The 19403-nt window shown below is 44.0% G+C and carries 23 protein-coding genes; 19 read left to right on the top strand and 4 right to left on the bottom strand.

The genetic code is table 11. The features are described from left to right. Positions 1 to 61: 61 nt before the first annotated feature. From fkpA to rplI, 15 genes are all read left to right on the top strand, one after another. Positions 62 to 847: an FKBP-type peptidyl-prolyl cis-trans isomerase gene (gene fkpA, locus AAFX28_RS22585; RefSeq protein ID WP_408690757.1), complete on the top strand. Its 786-nt coding sequence runs from the start codon at positions 62 to 64 to the stop codon at positions 845 to 847. A gap of 186 nt (positions 848 to 1033) precedes the next feature. Continuing rightward, positions 1034 to 1756: a transcriptional regulator gene (locus tag AAFX28_RS22580; RefSeq protein ID WP_008075289.1), complete on the top strand. Its 723-nt coding sequence runs from the start codon at positions 1034 to 1036 to the stop codon at positions 1754 to 1756. After that, positions 1753 to 2148 (top strand): sulfurtransferase complex subunit TusD, encoded by a 396-nt coding sequence (gene tusD / locus AAFX28_RS22575; RefSeq protein WP_408690756.1) that lies wholly within the window; start codon positions 1753 to 1755, stop codon positions 2146 to 2148. Before AAFX28_RS22580 ends, tusD begins: the two co-directional genes overlap by 4 nt. Then, on the top strand, positions 2145 to 2501 hold the full coding sequence (tusC, locus tag AAFX28_RS22570; protein WP_408690755.1) for a sulfurtransferase complex subunit TusC: 357 nt from the start codon (positions 2145 to 2147) through the stop codon (positions 2499 to 2501). Before tusD ends, tusC begins: the two co-directional genes overlap by 4 nt. Before the next feature lie 9 nt (positions 2502 to 2510). Then, positions 2511 to 2786, top strand: a complete 276-nt coding sequence (tusB, locus tag AAFX28_RS22565) for a sulfurtransferase complex subunit TusB (protein ID WP_408690754.1) — start codon at positions 2511 to 2513, stop codon at positions 2784 to 2786. A gap of 189 nt (positions 2787 to 2975) precedes the next feature. Then, a complete protein-coding gene (gene rpsL, locus AAFX28_RS22560) occupies positions 2976 to 3350 on the top strand; it encodes a 30S ribosomal protein S12 (protein WP_004399892.1) in 375 nt (124 codons plus the stop codon). A 118-nt stretch (positions 3351 to 3468) separates the two neighbouring features. After that, the gene (gene rpsG, locus AAFX28_RS22555) at positions 3469 to 3939 is read left to right on the top strand and encodes a 30S ribosomal protein S7 (RefSeq protein ID WP_004415829.1); all 471 of its coding nucleotides are present in this window, start codon (positions 3469 to 3471) and stop codon (positions 3937 to 3939) included. Positions 3940 to 4095: 156 nt separating this feature from the next. Continuing rightward, entirely contained in the window at positions 4096 to 6198 is a 2103-nt protein-coding gene (gene fusA / locus AAFX28_RS22550) for an elongation factor G (protein WP_408690753.1), read from the top strand. A 151-nt stretch (positions 6199 to 6349) separates the two neighbouring features. Further along, complete coding sequence (gene tuf / locus AAFX28_RS22545) at positions 6350 to 7534, top strand: elongation factor Tu (protein ID WP_408690752.1); 1185 nt, start codon at positions 6350 to 6352, stop codon at positions 7532 to 7534. 294 nt (positions 7535 to 7828) lie between these two features. Next, positions 7829 to 8017, top strand: a complete 189-nt coding sequence (locus tag AAFX28_RS22540) for a (2Fe-2S)-binding protein (RefSeq protein ID WP_004415825.1) — start codon at positions 7829 to 7831, stop codon at positions 8015 to 8017. A 73-nt stretch (positions 8018 to 8090) separates the two neighbouring features. Next, positions 8091 to 8573 (top strand): bacterioferritin, encoded by a 483-nt coding sequence (gene bfr, locus AAFX28_RS22535; protein ID WP_408690751.1) that lies wholly within the window; start codon positions 8091 to 8093, stop codon positions 8571 to 8573. Between the two features lie 206 nt (positions 8574 to 8779). Continuing rightward, on the top strand, positions 8780 to 9160 hold the full coding sequence (gene rpsF / locus AAFX28_RS22530) for a 30S ribosomal protein S6 (RefSeq protein WP_004747103.1): 381 nt from the start codon (positions 8780 to 8782) through the stop codon (positions 9158 to 9160). 8 nt (positions 9161 to 9168) lie between these two features. Further along, on the top strand, positions 9169 to 9471 hold the full coding sequence (gene priB / locus AAFX28_RS22525) for a primosomal replication protein N (protein WP_408690750.1): 303 nt from the start codon (positions 9169 to 9171) through the stop codon (positions 9469 to 9471). Positions 9472 to 9487: 16 nt separating this feature from the next. Next, the gene (gene rpsR / locus AAFX28_RS22520) at positions 9488 to 9715 is read left to right on the top strand and encodes a 30S ribosomal protein S18 (protein ID WP_000090472.1); all 228 of its coding nucleotides are present in this window, start codon (positions 9488 to 9490) and stop codon (positions 9713 to 9715) included. Between the two features lie 31 nt (positions 9716 to 9746). After that, the gene (gene rplI / locus AAFX28_RS22515; protein WP_408690749.1) at positions 9747 to 10199 is read left to right on the top strand and encodes a 50S ribosomal protein L9; all 453 of its coding nucleotides are present in this window, start codon (positions 9747 to 9749) and stop codon (positions 10197 to 10199) included. Positions 10200 to 10272: 73 nt separating this feature from the next. On the opposite strand, the gene AAFX28_RS22510 is transcribed toward rplI, so the two are convergent. Continuing rightward, positions 10273 to 11037, bottom strand: coding sequence for a DUF481 domain-containing protein (locus AAFX28_RS22510; protein WP_408690748.1), 765 nt, complete (start codon positions 11035 to 11037; stop codon positions 10273 to 10275). 173 nt (positions 11038 to 11210) lie between these two features. On the opposite strand from AAFX28_RS22510, the gene AAFX28_RS22505 reads away from it, so the two are divergent. Genes AAFX28_RS22505 through AAFX28_RS22495 form a run of 3 tightly spaced genes read left to right on the top strand, consistent with a single transcriptional unit; the run spans position 11211 to position 14892 of the window. Then, a complete protein-coding gene (locus tag AAFX28_RS22505) occupies positions 11211 to 12623 on the top strand; it encodes a replicative DNA helicase (RefSeq protein WP_408690747.1) in 1413 nt (470 codons plus the stop codon). Positions 12624 to 12627: 4 nt separating this feature from the next. After that, complete coding sequence (gene alr / locus AAFX28_RS22500; RefSeq protein WP_408690746.1) at positions 12628 to 13713, top strand: alanine racemase; 1086 nt, start codon at positions 12628 to 12630, stop codon at positions 13711 to 13713. Continuing rightward, positions 13714 to 14892: a BamA/TamA family outer membrane protein gene (locus tag AAFX28_RS22495; protein WP_408690745.1), complete on the top strand. Its 1179-nt coding sequence runs from the start codon at positions 13714 to 13716 to the stop codon at positions 14890 to 14892. A gap of 33 nt (positions 14893 to 14925) precedes the next feature. Here the strand turns inward: AAFX28_RS22495 and AAFX28_RS22490 are convergent, their stop codons facing one another. From AAFX28_RS22490 to AAFX28_RS22480, 3 genes are all read right to left on the bottom strand, one after another. Further along, positions 14926 to 15918: a hypothetical protein gene (locus AAFX28_RS22490; protein ID WP_408690744.1), complete on the bottom strand. Its 993-nt coding sequence runs from the start codon at positions 15916 to 15918 to the stop codon at positions 14926 to 14928. Positions 15919 to 16078: 160 nt separating this feature from the next. Further along, positions 16079 to 16855 carry a hypothetical protein gene (locus AAFX28_RS22485; RefSeq protein ID WP_408690743.1) on the bottom strand — a complete coding sequence of 259 codons (777 nt, stop codon included), beginning with the start codon at positions 16853 to 16855 and terminating at the stop codon, positions 16079 to 16081. Between the two features lie 144 nt (positions 16856 to 16999). Next, the gene (locus AAFX28_RS22480) at positions 17000 to 17428 is read right to left on the bottom strand and encodes a secondary thiamine-phosphate synthase enzyme YjbQ (protein WP_408690930.1); all 429 of its coding nucleotides are present in this window, start codon (positions 17426 to 17428) and stop codon (positions 17000 to 17002) included. 294 nt (positions 17429 to 17722) lie between these two features. On the opposite strand from AAFX28_RS22480, the gene pgi reads away from it, so the two are divergent. Next, positions 17723 to 19375 (top strand): glucose-6-phosphate isomerase, encoded by a 1653-nt coding sequence (gene pgi / locus AAFX28_RS22475; protein WP_408690742.1) that lies wholly within the window; start codon positions 17723 to 17725, stop codon positions 19373 to 19375. Positions 19376 to 19403 lie beyond the last annotated feature (28 nt).

The following is a 19403-nucleotide window of genomic DNA, read 5'->3' as shown; positions in this document are numbered from 1 at the left end:
TGTGTACCAGTCTTTCTTAAAGAACTGTGCACAAAGACAAAAGTCTCAATTGGAGAGTTAAATGAAATCAATTTTTAAAGTGTCACTGCTTGCTGCAACTGTTGCATTAGCTGCTGGCTGTCAAAAAGAAGAAGAACCTAAAACAGACGCCGCACCTGCTGTAGAGCAAGTACAGGCAGAAACAGGCAAAGCGGTTCACTTTAAAACAGACGATGACAAAGCGGCCTACGCGATCGGTGTTTCTTTCGCAAACTACCTAAATACAAGCCTAGATAAGCCAAATGAAATTGGTATTACTCTAAACAAGGATCTTGTACTTAAAGGTATTGAGCACGTATTCGCTGGTAACCCAGAGTTAAATGAAGAAGAAACACGTGCAGCACTAGAAGCGCTGGATAAGCGTGTTGCGGAAACTATGCAAAAGCAAGCGGCTGAGAAAGCAGCTGCAGCGAAAAGTGAAGGTGATAACTTCCGCGCTGAATTCGAAAAGCAGGAAGGCGTGACTAAAACTGAATCTGGTCTACTTTACCAAGTAATGACACCAGCTGAAGGTGAGCAGCCAAAAGATACTGATACAGTTCAAGTACACTACAAAGGTACATTGATTGACGGAACTCAATTCGACAGCTCTTACGATCGTGGTGAACCTGCAACATTCCCACTGAATCGCGTGATCCCTGGTTGGACTGAAGGCGTTCAGCTAATGCCAGTAGGTTCTAAGTTTAAGTTTGTTATCCCGCCTGAATTAGCATACGGCGAGCAAGACACACCAACAATTCCTGCTAACTCAACATTAGTGTTCGAAGTTGAGCTACTAAAAATCGACAACGGTGAAGCGGCTCAATAAACTGCACTAACGAATAATGGAAAAGGCCTGGATTGCTCCAGGCCTTTTTGTTTTTCGGTTTCATGAAATATAACTCATGATTTTTTTGTTCTAAATCACTAGATGACAGGTTAGCTAGGTGTTCTCTTCAAAATTTCTGATAAACTTACACCAATTTGTTGATTTTTCGCTCTAAGGCTTAAAGAAGTGACAACTACAGAAACAGTAAACACGGATATGTTGCTCGAAATGGAATCTGTTAATGTGATGCCATTTAGTGAGCACGATAAAATCATTCTTAGATCTTACGAAGCGGTGGTTGATGGCATTGCTAGCCTCATCGGTCCGTTTTGTGAAATCGTTCTTCACTCACTTGAAGACCTAAATACCTCTGCAATCAAAATTGCCAATGGTGAGAACACAGGCCGTCAAGTCGGTTCGCCTATCACAGACTTAGCATTAAAGATGCTGCGTGATATTGAGGGCTCAGAGCGCAACTTCTCTCGTTCGTATTTTACGAGAGCGAAAGGTGGCGTATTGATGAAGTCAATCACAGTTGCTATTCGCAATGGTGAAAACCGCGTAATTGGCTTGCTTTGTATCAACGTTAATCTAGATGCGCCATTCTCTCAGGTTCTGCAATCGTTCATGCCAACGGAAGAAGCTAAACAAGCGGCATCATCGGTAAACTTTGCGAGTGATGTAGAAGAGCTGGTGGACCAAACGGTTGAACGTACGATTGAAGAAATCAATGCTGACAAGTCAGTGTCGAATAATACTAAGAATCGCCAAATCGTGATGGAGCTATACGATAAAGGTATCTTCGATATTAAAGATGCAATCAATCGTGTAGCAGATCGCTTGAACATCTCTAAGCACACTGTTTACCTATATATCCGCCAACGTAAAACTGAGGATGATGAAAGTTGAGTCAATTGACTTATACCATAGTGGTGAATGGCTCGGTCTATGGGAGTCAATCGGCACGAAGCGCGTATCAGTTTGCCAAGGCTGTGATTGCAAAGGGGCACTCACTCGTCAGTGTGTTTTTCTATCAAGATGGAGTGACTAACGGTAGCGCTTTAACTGTCCCAGCTAATGATGAGTTTGACCTGGTGAAAGCATGGCAGGAACTTGCGCATGAACATAATGTTCGCCTCGAAACGTGTGTCGCAGCTGCTCTACGCCGTGGGATTGTCAGCCAAGATGAAGCGAATCAGCATGGTTTGAGTCAAAGCAACTTAGCTGATGGTTTTCATCAAGCAGGTCTTGGCAGCTTGGCTGAGGCAATGTTAGTCCAAGATAGGGTCGTGCAATTTTGAGTCAGTTAACGTATCTATTTCGCAGCGCGCCTCATAGCAGTTCTGCTGGGCGTGAAGGTGTTGATGCGCTGTTAGCCGCTTCCGCATATTGCGAAGACATTAGCGTCATTTTTGTTGGTGACGGGGTATACCAATTACTTCATGGGCAGCAGACTGCTGATATTCTGAGTAAAGATTATTCACCAATGATGAAGTTGTTCGATTTGTACGATATCGAACAAGTATTCGTATGTGAGGCATCTCTTGCTGAAAGAGGATTAGCACAAGCTGATCTTGTGGTTGAGGCTCAGTCTTTGACCCAGCCAGCATTGGGTGAATTACTTCATCAGGCTGGTAAAGTGCTTACATTCTAGGTGGACCCTATGCTTCATATCGTTAAAACCGTGCACGCTTTGGAAGAGATGGGTCGCGTTTTCCATGAAGGTGATAGCCTACTGCTCATCGAACAAGCTGTTTTTGCAGCGAATCCCCTTCATCAGTCGTACCGTCAGATTCAAGGCTTAGACATTTCAGTGTTAATCAGTGATGCAAAAGCTCGCGGTATCGAGAATCGAGTCAGCTCAAACATTGCGCTTATCGACTATGATGGCTTTGTTGAATTGACCATCGCTCACTCAAATTCGATTACTTGGGAGTAGTCGAATCAGCCCACTCCATTTGTGTCGCTGAATGTTTACGCTCTTTTCGTCAGAGTTGAACAAAAAAGATCCGTATATTTCTTGACACACCTCTCACTGCTGAATAGAATTTTGCGTCCCTAACTGCCACTGGTAGCTAGGGATAGATTTTTCACAAAGCTTACTTTTAAGTAAATCAGGAGCTAGTTAATGGCAACTATTAACCAGTTGGTACGTAAGCCACGTGCAAAGCAAGTTGTTAAAAGCAACGTGCCTGCACTAGAAGCGTGCCCACAAAAACGTGGTGTATGTACTCGTGTTTACACTACTACACCTAAAAAACCTAACTCGGCACTACGTAAAGTTTGTCGTGTACGTCTAACAAACGGTTTCGAAGTAACTTCGTACATCGGTGGTGAAGGTCACAACCTTCAAGAGCACTCAGTTGTTCTAATCCGTGGCGGTCGTGTTAAAGACCTTCCGGGTGTACGTTACCACACAGTACGTGGTGCACTTGACTGTGCTGGCGTAAATGACCGTAAACAAGGTCGTTCTAAGTACGGTGTGAAGCGTCCTAAGTCTTAATCGTCTTTTCTCTTAAAGAAAAGCGTTAAGTAAGGCCAAACACTAAAATTAAATTTTAATTTTTGAAGAAACTGAAAAGTTTTGGATAACCTGAAGAATAAGACAACGGAGAAATTCCATGCCACGTCGTCGCGTCATCGGTCAGCGTAAGATCCTTCCAGATCCAAAGTTCAAATCTGAACTGCTGGCAAAATTCGTTAACATCCTAATGGTTGACGGTAAAAAATCTACTGCAGAGAAAATTGTTTACACTGCACTAGATGCAATGGCTGAGAAATCTGGTAAAGATCACTTAGCTGTATTTGAAGAAGCTCTTGAAAATGTTCGCCCAGCGGTAGAAGTTAAATCTCGCCGTGTAGGTGGTTCAACTTACCAAGTACCTGTAGAAGTACGTCCGGTTCGCCGTAATGCACTTGCTATGCGTTGGTTGGTTGAAGCTGCGCGTAAGCGTGGTGAAAAATCTATGGCTCAACGCCTAGCTGCTGAAATGCTAGACGCGTCTGAGAACAAAGGTACTGCGGTTAAGAAACGTGAAGACGTTCACCGCATGGCTGACGCAAACAAAGCGTTCGCACATTACCGTTGGTAATACCTTTCAGTGCCGCGAGATCCCTCGCGGCGCTACTCTAGTTCCTATGCGTAAGCTTAGGAACTATTGCTATATCTAGGGGTAAGGAAAATTGCCCAAAGCAATCCTAAGCTAATCTAGACATAGCAATAGTCCCTAATTCAAGAGGATTCAATCGTGGCTCGTAAAACACCTATTGAGCGCTACCGTAATATTGGTATCGTCGCTCACGTAGACGCAGGTAAGACAACCACAAGTGAACGTATTCTGTTCTATACTGGTCTTTCTCATAAAATCGGTGAAGTGCACGATGGCGCTGCTACCATGGACTGGATGGAGCAGGAGCAGGAGCGTGGTATTACAATCACCTCAGCTGCGACTACAACTTTCTGGCGTGGTATGGAAGCGCAATTCCAAGACCACCGCATCAACATCATTGATACTCCTGGACACGTAGATTTCACTATCGAAGTAGAGCGTTCATTACGCGTACTTGATGGTGCTGTTGTTGTGTTCTGTGGTTCATCAGGTGTTGAACCTCAATCTGAAACTGTATGGCGTCAAGCAGACAAGTACCACGTTCCACGTATGGTATTTGTAAACAAGATGGACCGTGCAGGTGCTGACTTCCTACGTGTTGTTGATCAAATCAAAAACCGTCTTGGTGCGAACCCTGTTCCAATTCAACTTAACGTTGGCGCGGAAGATGACTTCAAGGGTGTTATCGACCTGATCAAGATGAAGATGATCAACTGGAACGACGCAGACCAAGGTACAACCTTCACTTATGAAGATATCCCAGCAGACATGCTTGAAGAGGCTGAAGAATGGCGCAACAACCTTGTTGAGTCGGCAGCTGAAGCAAGTGAAGAGCTGATGGATAAGTATCTTGAAGAAGGCGAACTTACTGAAGCAGAGATCAAACAAGCTCTACGTACACGTACACTAAATAACGAAATCGTGCTGGCTACTTGTGGTAGTGCGTTCAAAAACAAAGGTGTTCAAGCGGTACTAGATGCAGTAGTTGAGTTCTTGCCATCACCAGTAGATGTTCCTGCGATTAAAGGTGTTGATGACAATGAAAACGAAGTTGAACGTCACGCAGACGACAACGAACCGTTCTCAGCGCTAGCATTTAAGATCGCAACTGACCCATTCGTAGGTACGTTGACCTTTATGCGTGTTTACTCTGGTGTGGTGAACTCTGGCGACGCAGTCTACAACTCTGTGAAGCAGAAGAAAGAACGCTTTGGTCGTATCGTACAGATGCACTCAAACAAGCGTGACGAGATTAAAGAAGTCCGCGCGGGTGACATCGCAGCTGCAATCGGTCTAAAAGATGTGACTACAGGTGACACGCTATGTGACCAGAACCATAAAGTGATTTTGGAACGCATGGAGTTCCCTGATCCAGTTATTCAGATCGCAGTAGAGCCACGCTCTGTTGCCGATCAAGAAAAGATGGGTATTGCTCTAGGTAAACTAGCGGCGGAAGATCCGTCTTTCCGTGTCGAAACGGACGACGAAACAGGTCAGACTCTGATCTCTGGTATGGGTGAGCTTCACCTAGATATCATCGTTGATCGTATGAAGCGCGAATTCAGCGTCGACTGTAATGTAGGTAAACCTCAGGTTGCTTACCGTGAGACAATCCGTGGTAGCGCGGAAGTTGAAGGTAAATTTGTTCGTCAATCTGGTGGTCGTGGTCAGTACGGTCACGTATGGATCAAACTGGAGCCATCTGAACCTGGCGAAGGTTTTGTCTTTGTTGACGAAATTGTGGGTGGTGTGGTTCCTAAGGAATACATCAGCTCGGTATCGAAAGGTATCGAAGAGCAAATGAACAGTGGTGTTGTAGCGGGTTACCCGGTACTAGACATTAAAGCAACACTGTTTGATGGTTCTTACCACGATGTTGACTCTAACGAGATGGCGTTTAAGATCGCCGGCTCGATGGCATTCAAGAAAGGTTCGCTTGAAGCGCAACCGGTACTTCTTGAGCCAATGATGAATGTTGAAGTAACGACTCCTGAAGATTGGATGGGTGATGTTGTTGGTGACCTTAACCGTCGCCGCGGCATGATCGAAGGTATGGATGACGGTGTGGCTGGTATTAAGATCATCCGCGCTCAAGTACCTCTATCTGAGATGTTTGGTTACGCAACTGACCTACGCTCTGCAACTCAAGGCCGTGCGTCTTACTCTATGGAGTTTAACGAGTACGCTGAAGTACCGAAAAACTTTGCAGATAAAATCATTGCAGACCGTGGTTACTTATAAAACGTCTTGATCTGAAAAAAAGTCTGGTTTTTTTTGAAGATCAATGCGTCCAAATATTGCGCTGACTGACGTTGGCGCATAAAATAGCAATTTCTGGCGCGTCTCGATCAATTCGGATCGTGGCGAATCATAACTAGGAAGGAACACGATCGTGTCTAAAGAAAAATTTGAACGTACTAAACCGCACGTAAACGTTGGTACTATCGGCCACGTTGACCACGGTAAAACAACTCTAACTGCTGCTATCTGTACTACACTTGCTAAAGTGTACGGCGGTGTTGCGAAAGACTTCGCATCTATCGATAACGCTCCAGAAGAGCGTGAGCGCGGTATCACAATCGCTACTTCTCACGTAGAGTACGACACTCCAACACGTCACTACGCACACGTAGACTGTCCAGGACACGCGGATTATGTTAAGAACATGATCACAGGTGCTGCACAGATGGACGGTGGTATCCTAGTTGTTGCTGCAACAGATGGTCCAATGCCACAAACTCGTGAGCACATCCTACTAGGCCGTCAGGTTGGTATCCCTTACATCATCGTATTCATGAACAAATGTGACATGGTTGATGATGAAGAGCTTCTAGAGCTAGTAGAAATGGAAGTTCGTGAACTTCTATCTGAGTACGATTTCCCAGGTGATGACCTACCAGTTATCCAAGGTTCTGCACTAGGCGCACTAAACGGCGAAGAGCAGTGGGAAGCGAAAATCGTTGAGCTTGCTGAAGCACTAGACTCTTACATCCCAGAGCCAGAGCGTGCAGTAGACCAACCATTCCTACTACCAATCGAAGACGTATTCTCAATCCAAGGTCGTGGTACAGTAGTAACTGGCCGTATCGAGCGTGGTATCCTAACAGTAGGTGACGAAGTAGAAATCGTTGGTATCAAAGATACTACAACTACTACATGTACTGGTGTTGAAATGTTCCGTAAACTGCTTGACGAAGGTCGTGCAGGTGAGAACGTTGGTGCACTTCTACGTGGTACTAAGCGTGATGAAGTTGAACGTGGTCAAGTACTTGCTGCACCTGGTTCAATCAACCCACACACTAAGTTCGAGTCAGAAGTATACGTACTTTCTAAAGACGAAGGCGGCCGTCATACTCCGTTCTTCAAAGGCTACCGTCCACAGTTCTACTTCCGTACAACTGACGTAACTGGTGACATCTCTCTACCAGAAGGCGTAGAAATGGTAATGCCAGGCGACAACATCCAAATGCAAGTAGAGCTAATCGCTCCAATCGCAATGGATGAAGGCCTACGTTTCGCTATCCGTGAAGGTGGCCGTACAGTAGGTGCTGGTGTTGTTGCTAAGATCTTTGACTAATATTTAGTTGATATCTTGCATTCTTCGTAAGAAGAACATGCATCTGAAAAGGGAAGCTTCGGCTTCCCTTTTTGCTTTTGGTTATAAGCTAATTTCATATCACCCCCTTTAAGTTCCTGAAAATCCGCGTGGATTTTTTCTCTTTCCGTACGCTAGTGACTAAGTCATTGAAATGCATTTTTTCATCTTGTTTCGATATAACAAAATGTTCTTAAGTTGGGTCTAATACAACTAGTAATGATAACGGTTCTTGTTTATATTTAATGCTGTAAGTTGTTTTTAGGTTTAATTGGTATGTACGTTTGTCTTTGTCACGGTATTTCAGATAAGAAAATTAGGAAGTTAGCGATAGATGAAGGCATTACTGATATTCGAGGAATTAAAAAGTGCACAGCTTTAGGCAGCCAATGTGGCAAGTGCATTAAGCAAACTAAAGAAATTTTAGCGGAAACAGACCACCTAATATTAAAACAAGCGAGTTAATCTAACGCTTGCACCTTTTGACACCTCTCTGATTGGAACTAGAGTTAAAAGAGCCAAAGAGGAGGGCTATGTCATGAAAGGCGATCCAATCATCATTCAACATCTCAACAAAGTGCTCGGCAATGAGCTCGTCGCAATTAATCAATACTTCCTTCATGCTCGAATGTACAAAGACTGGGGTTTAAAGCACCTAGCGGAGAAGGAATACCATGAATCGATCGATGAAATGAAACATGCTGATCATTTGATTGAACGTATTCTATTTTTGGAAGGGCTTCCCAACTTACAAGATCTCGGCAAACTCATGATTGGTGAAGATACCAAAGAGATGTTAGAGAGTGATTTAAAGCTAGAAATGGCAGCGATACCCGATCTAAAAAATGCCATTGCTTACGCGGAAGATATTCATGACTATGTGTCTCGTGATCTATTCCAAGACATCTTAGAAGATGAAGAAGAGCATGTTGATTGGCTTGAGACTCAACTCGGCCTAATTGATATGACCGGTATCCAAAATTACCTGCAAGCTCAATATGTTGATGAGGATGATGACTAACTATTAAGTTACTTTAATTCCCTTGTTAAAACAGCCTACCTTAGTCAGTAGGCTGTTTTGGTTTCTCATCACATTTCTCTTGCTTAAACTGCTTTCTTTCTGTACTATTCGTGCTCCTTAAAACTCGGTCAATTATCTTTAGTTCCTTGCTTCCTCTGGACGACCGAGCCATTTGTGGAAGCTGAATAATCCGTAAGGAGCAACCAATGCGTCATTACGAAATCGTATTCATGGTGCACCCTGATCAAAGCGAGCAAGTTGCTGGCATGATCGAGCGTTACACTGGTTCTATCACTGAAGCTGGCGGTACTATCCACCGTCTAGAAGACTGGGGTCGTCGTCAACTGGCTTACCCAATCAACAAGCTTCACAAAGCTCACTACGTTCTAATGAACGTTGAAGCTGACCAAGCTGTAATCGATGAGCTAGAAACTGCTTTCCGTTTCAACGATGCAGTTCTACGTAACATGATCATGCGTACTAAAGCGGCTATCACTGAGCAATCTATCATGCTTAAGCAGAAAGAAGAGCGTGCTCCTCGTCGCGAAGAGCGTGCTGAAGCTAAGCCAGAAGCAGCTGCTGAGTAATTTCTCTTATGACCAATCGAATGGAGCTATCTGGCACCATTGCCAAACCGCCCATTCGTAGTAAAAGCCCAAGTGGCATTGAACACTGTCGATTTTGGTTAGAGCATCGCTCTACGATTATCGAAGCTGAACTTCCGAGACAAGTTTATTGTCGTATGCCGGTAGTTGTCAGTGGGCAAAGGTCACAAGCGTTCACTCAGAATTTAGTACAAGGCAGTAGCATTAAGGTAAGTGGCTTTGTTGCTTATCAAACCGGCCGAAATGGCGTAGGTAAATTAGTGCTTCATGCCGACAACATTACTCAAATTTAAGATCAGGAGATAGCCCATGGCTCGTTTCTTCCGTCGTCGTAAATTCTGCCGTTTCACTGCAGAAGGCGTACAAGAGATTGATTACAAAGACGTAGCAACTCTTAAAAACTACATCACTGAAGCTGGTAAAATCGTACCTAGCCGTATCACTGGTACAAGCGCTAAGTACCAACGTCAACTAGCTCGCGCGATCAAACGTTCTCGCTACCTAGCTCTACTACCGTACACTGACAAGCATCAGTAATCGGTTCGTTTTTAAAAAGAGGAATTAAACAATGCAAGTTATTCTACTTGATAAAATCGGCAAACTAGGTGCTCTAGGCGAAACTGTAAACGTTAAGTCTGGTTACGCTCGTAACTTCCTTATCCCTCAGGGTAAAGCGGTTATGGCTACTAAAGCTAACGTTGAGATGTTCGAAGCACGTCGTGCTGAACTAGAAGCTAAAGCTGCTGAGCAACTATCTGCTTCAGAAGCTCGCGCTGAGAAAATCAACGCACTAGAAGCAGTTGTTCTTGCTTCTAAAGCTGGTGATGAAGGTAAACTATTCGGTTCAATCGGTACTCGCGACATCGCTGATGCAATCACTGCAGCTGGCGTTGAAGTAGTTAAGAGCGAAGTTCGTCTTCCAGAAGGCGCACTACGTAACACTGGTGAGTTCGAGATCAGCGTTCAACTTCACTCTGAAGTTTTCGCTACAGTTAACCTACAAGTTGTTGCTGCTGAGTAATTCAGTATCAAGACGTAATTTAAAAGCACCTCCTAGAGGTGCTTTTTTTGTATCTGGAGCTCAGAAAAAGAGGCTAGAAAATAAAGAGTAGGTTTACTGAGAAGATGCTGTCTGCCTTTTCTAGGCCATCAGGCACTTTATCGTGATACTGTCGTGAATGAGATAGCTTAAGAGCGATATCTTCAGTGATGTTGTTTGTTACGCTGATATCAGTATCGGTTCGCGTGTTACTGTCACCTGAAACCATGGTTAGGTCAGCGGAAATAGACAAGTTGTCTAACGCTTTCCATGTTGTGTTGAGGTTGCCTCGAAAAATCGACTCTTGAACCGTTTCTGGGAAGATAATGTCGTCGTCATCGATTTCGTCTAAGTTAGGCTCTTGATAGCGAAAGCCAGGGCCAAGTTCTAGCTCAAGCACAAATTGCTCTGTATTGGAGAACTGATAACCTAAACCACCCGATAGGGTGTAATCTTTGAAGTAAGCACTGTAGCGAGAGTCTACCCCTTTGAAACTGCCATATAGGTAGGTTTTAGGGCCAAGCTTATAGTCACTCTGCGCTGTGTAGGTTGACTGCCTTTTATCCTCTTCACCATCCTTGTACAGCAAATAGTACTTCCACTCGCCGCTGGTACGATGACGTCCCTCAACATATTCCGCATTGAGTCGAGAGTTTAGAGATTTTGAGTCCGAGTTACCGGTATGGGATTGATAACCAAACTCTACTTCAGTATTCCATGGTGAAGGCAGTTCAATATCCGTGTCGTTTTGCCCTGTATCGTCAGCATAGGCGAGCATGGAGCTCATTAGGCTGAAACTCATAAGCCAAAGTCTAGACACTTACTACCTCTATATTGATGGAACGAATGACGCAATATTAGATTTAAACTGATGGAATACCGTCAGCAACAAGTTAATTCTACATTAGAACTCGACAAAGTCTTTCTTTGGTACAGACAATGGCGACATTCTCGTTATAATTAGCGATCTAAAGCAAGTTGTTGAGCAGACCCATGGCCGAAACCAAAGTAGATAATCGAAATAAAAAATTTAGAGATGCACAAGTCGATGCAATCAAAGTCCCACCTCACTCATTAGAAGCAGAGCAATCCGTTATTGGTGGTCTTCTTCTTGATAACGAGCGTTGGGATACGGTTGCAGAGCGTGTTGTTGCCAAAGATTTCTACAGCCGACCACACCGTCTAATCTTTGAAGCGGTAAAGACTCTACTTGAAGAGAACAAACCACTCGATTTAATTACGTTGTCAGAGTTCCTTGAACTGCGTGAACAGCTCGATGATGTGGGTGGCTTTGCTTACCTTGCTGACTTGGTTAAGAACACGCCAAGTGCAGCTAACATCAACGCTTATGCTGATATCGTTGCAGAACGAGCACTTGTTCGTGACTTAATTGGTGTTGCCAATGAGATTGCTGATGCAGGCTATGATCCTCAAGGGCGTAATTCTGAAGATCTGCTCGATCTTGCTGAGAGTAAAGTTTTTGCTATCGCTGAATCTCGTACCAACGAGAATGAAGGCCCACAGAACGTCGATAACATTCTAGAAAAAACGTTAGAGCGAATTGAGATCCTGTACAAGACACCACAAGATGGTGTTACAGGGGTAAATACGGGCTTTACTGATCTGAACAAGAAGACTGCGGGCCTACAAGGTTCAGACTTAATCATTGTTGCGGCACGTCCATCGATGGGTAAAACCACTTTTGCGATGAACTTATGTGAAAACGCGGCAATGGAGCAAGAAAAGCCAGTTCTTATTTTCTCGCTAGAGATGCCAGCAGAACAGATCATGATGCGTATGCTTGCGTCGCTTTCACGTGTTGACCAAACTAAAATTCGTACTGGTCAGTTGGATGATGAGGATTGGGCGCGTATTTCCTCTACCATGGGTATCCTCATGGAGAAGAAGAACATGTACATCGATGACAGTTCAGGTTTGACTCCAACCGAAGTTCGTTCTCGTGCTCGTCGTATTGCTCGTGACCATGGTGGTCTTTCAATGATCATGGTCGACTATTTGCAGCTAATGCGAGTGCCAGCTTTATCTGATAACCGTACGCTCGAAATCGCTGAAATTTCTCGATCATTGAAAGCGTTGGCGAAAGAATTGAACGTACCAGTGGTTGCACTTTCTCAGCTTAACCGTTCCCTAGAGCAACGTGCCGATAAACGACCTGTTAACTCGGATCTCCGTGAATCAGGCTCTATCGAGCAGGATGCCGACTTGATCATGTTTATCTACCGTGACGAAGTGTACAACCCAGATAGCTCAATGAAAGGTACGGCAGAAATCATCCTAGGTAAGCAGCGTAACGGCCCGATTGGTTCTGTTCGACTTACTTTCCAAGGTCAATGGTCTCGCTTTGATAACTATGCTGGACCTGCGTTTGATATGGATGATGAGTAAGCCAATGAGCTACATGAAAGCCGCAACGGCGTATATCGATTTAGAAGCTCTTCAACACAATCTTCAACAGATCAAACAGCAAGCGCCAAGCAGTAAAGTAATGGCTGTGGTTAAAGCTAACAGTTATGGCCATGGTTTACGTCATATTGCTAAGCATGCCAAAGGTGCCGATGCATTTGGTGTTGCTCGTATTGAAGAAGCGTTGCAACTGCGCGCCTGTGGTGTGGTTAAGCCGATTCTATTGCTTGAAGGCTTTTACTCTTCTGGTGATTTACCAGTATTGGTGACGAATAACATTCAAACCGTGGTTCATTGTGAAGAACAGCTGGAAGCTCTTGAGCAAGCAGAATTAGAAACTCCGGTTGTTGTGTGGCTAAAGCTAGACAGCGGAATGCACCGTTTAGGGGTGAGACCAGAGCAGTACCATGAATTTGTCTCACGACTTAAAGCTTGTCGAAATGTAGCCAAACCACTGCGTTATATGAGTCACTTTGGTTGTGCTGATGAATTAGATAAATCGACGACTAATGAGCAAACTGAGCTTTTCCTTTCTTTGACCGAAGGTTGTGAAGGTGAACGTTCTCTAGCGGCTTCTGCTGGTTTGCTTGCGTGGCCTAATAGCCAATTAGAGTGGGTTCGTCCAGGCATTATCATGTATGGCGTTTCTCCATTTAATGACAAGACGGCTCAAGACATGGGCTATCAACCTGTCATGACCTTGAAGTCTCATCTTATTGCTGTCCGTGACGTCAAAGCGGGCGAAAGCGTTGGTTATGGTGGAACTTGGACTAGTGAGCGTGATACTAAGGTTGGCGTGATTGCAATTGGTTATGGTGATGGCTATCCACGAACGGCACCTAATGGGACACCTGTATTGGTCAATGGTCGAAAAGCACCCATAGCAGGACGTGTATCAATGGATATGTTAACCGTTGATTTAGGACCAAATGCGACAGATAAAGTGGGTGATGAGGCGATTTTGTGGGGGAACAAGCTCCCGGCGGAAGAAGTTGCTAGTCACATCGGAACCATTGCCTACGAATTAGTGACTAAGCTGACATCTCGCGTTGATATGGAATACTCCCAATAAATGAAGTTGAACCGAATCAAACAAGTGCTGGCCTTATGTGCCAGCCTTTTTATTTGCGTCCAAGTGAATGCAAAAGAAAAAGATTCTGCATTTGTCCCGTTTTACTTTAGTACTGAAACCATGGGCAATACGTTTGGTGTTGCTGGCGTTGCTAAGGGAGTAGGGCAGCCTCAAGCAGCTCTTTTTGGTATGGCGCTTTATTCTGACAAAGACAGCTATGTCGGCTTCTTATCAGCCTTCAATTACGCGTTGTCAGAGCGGTTACTGTTTAGTACGCAGATGTACCAAGCACAATTCAACCAAAACCCATATTATCTTGGTGAACAAGGCAGTAATAGCTCTATCACTGGAGATAAAACGGTAACAGATGGGTTTGAACAGAACTATCAGTTTGAATTTAAATACTTGCTACCTTGGGGCAATGTTGAAAAGCATGGCTTAATGGGTGCTTTCCAGCCAATACGAGATGTGGATTTTGCTTCTCCGTTAGAGTCTGGTGTGAGTTCGTTGATAGTGACACCGTTTTTCTCATCCCGTGAATTAGATGTTTATGGCTATCCAGAAAAAGCTACTGGGGTTGAGCTGACACTCGATTGGGATAACCGCGACAGTGTACGTAACCCATCAAAAGGTTCTCATACTTCTTTTGAACTTACCGTCGCGGGAGAGAGTTGGCAGAGCGAAGATATCTGGACAAAGTGGGAGTTCCAGAATAGTCAGTATTTTGCTCTTGGGCCATTGGGCGAACTGTTTGACCAACAAGTTCTTGCATTTGATTTTTATACCGCAGATACACCAAGCTGGGATAGAACTAAGCCACCTGAACAAGACCAAGTTCGCTTAGGTGGGCTTTATCGTTTGAGAGGGTATACCAGTGGTCGTTATCATGGTCGTAGCGCAGTTCACTATTCAGCCGAGTACAGGGTATTACCAGATTGGCAGCCGTTGGACGATATTCCAGTCATCAATTACTACGACTTGCCATGGTGGCAGTGGGTACTGTTTGCCGAAGTCGGCCGAGTGGCTGATGAGTATGATGTAAAAACATTGCATAGTGATATGCAGTGGAACCTTGGTGGCGCAGTACGTTTTCAAGTAGAGGGTATTGTCGTTCGCGCTGAATTAGCTAAAGGGGCTGATGAAGGAACGTTTCGCGTAATGATCAATCAGCCGTTTTAGCCTCTAAATTTGCCCACTTAGGAATGAGAGGTTCTAAACGTAAAAATGTTTTTGGGGCTCAGCCAACTTTTGAAATATCAGCTGTTCTTTTTTGATATGGAGTTTGATTGGAAAAAGCAATTGAGGTCTATAGAAGCAATTTAGGATCTCGTTGAATTCCGCATCCGTTCTTGAAGATAGTAGCCTTCTTTGAGTGGGAGGCGTTAGTTCCCTAATATCTCTAATGATGCACAGTCCAACCCCTCGTAGAATATCTGTACTATGGAAAATGAGTGATAATGCTGATCTTTGAACAATATTCCCCTTAAAAAAGTGTTTTTTATCTTCTTGAGTAAAGTAGCTAGGAAGTCTATCGGACGGACGCTGATCAAAGTTACCGAAATCATTGACTTGGCAGTGAGCATGTTCGAGGTCTTGTCGAGAAATATCGCTGAACTTGACGCTGTATTTATAAGATCCAAAGCGACTTTTAGATTTTTGGTTGGCACCGCATTCCAGTGCAGTAAAAGCAAACCCTGTTGTAGCGAAGCTCTCAATATCGAGCCGAGGTGTGTTCTCGCGGTTGAAGTTTATTTTTTGTTTGATCATTTCCTGTCTAGACAAAATAGTGACAGAACCATCAGGCGTTCTAAAGTCACCACTAGTAAAATGAGTCAGGTAAAACGGTTGGCTTTCAAAAGCACTGAGAAACTCTTCTTCTTCCGCGGATAAACTTTCTATCACTAAGTTGCTGTGTGAAATATTTCTGATTGTTTGCTCACCTTGAGTATGGTCTAAGTGATTTAGACGCCAGAGCTCTCCTTTCTTGAGCATTGAAACGTAAATACTATCGGCTGCAGGCTCGATCGCTGCGGCTTGAGAAAAGCTCTGGGGTATATTTCGAGACGCTTCTAAAGGGGAAGATGATTGAGCATGCGTGGCGTTTGTATCTGCATCTGATGTCGCCCCCACTTCTATATGTTTGACATTAGGTTTCTCCGATGTCTTTGTTGCTTTTTTCTTCCACCATTTATTTACATTTGGCATATATCCTCACGAGTAAAGAATATCTCCAACACTCGACCTGAGCCTTGGAAAGCGATCCGAAACAGCGTGATTGTATAGTGCAGGTTAAATAAGTGGATTGGGAAAGAGCGACGTACTTTGATGAGATTATTCTGAAATACAATGCGACTTGTTAGCGATCTTATATTTGGGCTTGTATATAACCGCGAGTGCGTGGCTTTCTGGTATAGCGATGTTCTGATGACAGGCAAGCCAAATTGGCCATTTTCTTATCGAGTCCAGCTTGCCAGAGGTCGACAGTAATCGATTGACTAGCGTACTCTTTTTTCCAATTGATTCTCTCGTTACTCTTGTATTGGTTAACGGACATAAGCACTAACGTATGGTTAGAGTCAGGTAATTGGAAGATATAGAGATGTTTGTTGTAAGCCATCGCTAGTTCAGTCAATAAATTCGCAGCAAGAGCGGCCATTTCTGCGCATTTGCCAAACATAAAGCCTTGTTGGTCGAATTCGTTGGCGACTCTTTGCGCCAAATGCCGGTGGTATTTACTTTGAGATATTGCGTCTGAAGGAGTAAAGCCAAGGCTTCGAGCAAGGTCACACCTTCTTTTTCTTATCGCATCATTGTTAACATCAAACTCATACTGACAAAGCCCCGCGGAATTTGTGTAGGGACGATCAGCAATTTTTACTTTTTCGAGTAGTCCTGATAACCGATCACGTATTTCCGTTATCTGCATTTCACTATCATCGGTACTTGTTTCAGAAGTACCAAAACAGTTATATGAAGTCGTATTTTGATCTGTTGAGCGGGATGTAGGTGGTACTGATGTACGGCTTATTCTAATGGTGTCGCTGTCGTCGTCGGTATTCTCCCCGACGGGCAAGAGTCTAATATTGGGTCTGGCAGACACTTTTGTCGCTGTCTTCTTCCACCATTGAATCGAATTTGGCATACGATTTCACCGAGTTAAGAAACCTTTCTCTATCCACAAGGTTCATGGACATCTCTGTTACTGGTGTGATTGTATCTTGAACTCAATCTTGTTTAATTGGGAAAGTGAGTGTCGTACGCCGAGAATTTTCTGAAACCGCTCTGTTTATTTATATTGCTCTCCTTGAATGGTGGCAATGATGGTTCTCGCGCCACCAAAGTCACGGTGTTCACCTAAGTAGATACCTTGCCATGTTCCTAGTGCAAGACGCCCGTTACTGATTGGAATCATGATACTAGTGCCGAGTGTCGAGGCTTTAATATGAGCAGGCATATCATCATCTCCTTCATAAGTGTGCTTATAGTATGGTGCTCGTTCTGGTACAAACTTATTAAAGTGTTTTTCCATATCATGTCTTACTGTTGGATCAGCGTTTTCATTGATCGTAAGACTGGCAGAGGTATGTTGGATAAAGAGCTGTAATAATCCCACAGAATAGTCAGATATTTGAGGTAATTGTTGTTCAATTTCATCGGTAATTAGATGAAAGCCACGCTGGTGGGCATTGAGATGAATGACTTTTTGCTGCCACATAACAGACCTATAATCGAGAATTCGTTGACCGGACATTAAGCTTAACCTAGCTTGGTGGTAATATCATAAGACCAGCAATGAATTTGTTTAAATTTGAATCAGGTAACGTGACCTAACTCAATGTGAGTGAGAGTAGCCTGCGTCATAATGCTGGCCTGAAAAAAAATTACAAACTCTTGTTTTGTGGCAATTTGCCCTAACATATCTAATATTACTATTTTGCTTAATCGGGGATTCCGCCAGTTTTCGCTAGACTGTATGGAATAAAACCTACTGAACATCGGGATAGACACCATGTTGAAAAATATCAACCCAACGCAAACACAAGCTTGGAAAGCGCTAACTGCGCACTTTGAATCTGCACAAGACATGGATCTTAAAGCGCTATTTGCTCAAGATTCTGCACGTTTTGATAACTTCTCTGCACGTTTTGGTGCTGACATCCTTGTTGATTACTCTAAGAACTTAATCAATGAAGAGACGCTTAAGCACCTATTTGCTCTTGCAAATGAGACTGAGCTGAAAGCAGCAATTGAAGCGATGTTCAGCGGTGAAGCGATCAATAAAACCGAAGATCGTGCAGTACTTCATACAGCACTTCGCAATCGCAGCAACAAGCCAGTTGTGGTTGATGGCGAAGACGTGATGCCAGCTGTTAACGCAGTACTAGAAAAAATCAAATCATTCACTGACCGCGTTATTGGTGGTGAGTGGAAAGGTTACACAGGTAAGGCAATTACTGACATCGTAAACATCGGTATCGGCGGCTCTGACCTTGGTCCATATATGGTGACAGAAGCACTAGCACCATACAAAAACCACCTAAACCTACACTTTGTTTCTAACGTTGATGGTACTCATATCGTTGAAACACTGAAGAACCTAAACCCAGAAACAACGCTATTCCTAGTTGCTTCTAAAACATTTACTACCCAAGAAACAATGACTAACGCACACAGTGCACGTGATTGGTTCTTAGCTTCTGCTGGCGATGAAGCACATGTAGCGAAGCACTTTGCAGCACTGTCGACTAACGCTGCTGCTGTTTCTGAGTTCGGTATTGATACTGACAACATGTTTGAATTCTGGGACTGGGTTGGTGGTCGTTACTCTCTATGGTCTGCAATCGGTCTTTCCATTGCGCTAGCGGTAGGTTACGACAACTTCGTTGAGCTACTAGATGGTGCGCACGAAATGGATAACCACTTCGCGACAACAGAACTAGAAAGCAACATTCCAGTGATCCTTGCGCTTATCGGTCTATGGTACAACAACTTCCACGGCGCAGAATCAGAGGCGATTCTACCGTACGATCAATACATGCACCGTTTTGCTGCTTACTTCCAGCAAGGCAACATGGAATCAAATGGTAAGTACGTTGACCGTGATGGTAACGCAGTCACTTACCAAACGGGTCCAATCATCTGGGGTGAACCAGGTACAAACGGCCAACACGCGTTTTACCAGCTAATTCACCAAGGTACTAAGCTAATTCCTTGTGACTTCATTGCTCCAGCAATCAGCCACAACCCAGCAGGCGATCACCACCAGAAGCTAATGTCTAACTTCTTTGCTCAAACAGAAGCACTGGCATTTGGTAAAGATGAAGCGACTGTAAAAGCAGAGTTTGCTAAAGCAGGTAAGAGCGAAGAAGAAGCGGCAACACTAGCACCATTCAAAGTATTTGAAGGTAACCGCCCTACGAACTCAATCTTAGTTAAGCAAATCACTCCGCGTACGCTAGGTAACCTAATTGCAATGTACGAACATAAGATCTTCGTACAAGGTGTAATTTGGAACATCTTCAGCTTCGACCAGTGGGGTGTAGAACTAGGTAAGCAACTGGCTAACCAAATCCTTCCAGAGCTTGCGGATGACTCTGCAATCAGCTCTCACGATAGCTCAACGAATGGTTTGATTAACGCATTTAAAGCGTTCAAAGCTTAAATTTCCGTCGTAATTGATATTGAAACGC

The organism is Vibrio sp. TBV020 (assembly GCF_046056895.1).
Lineage (GTDB): Bacteria > Pseudomonadota > Gammaproteobacteria > Enterobacterales > Vibrionaceae > Vibrio.
Note: the sequence above shows the minus strand (reverse complement) of the source record. Positions and strands in the feature narration are given on the sequence as shown.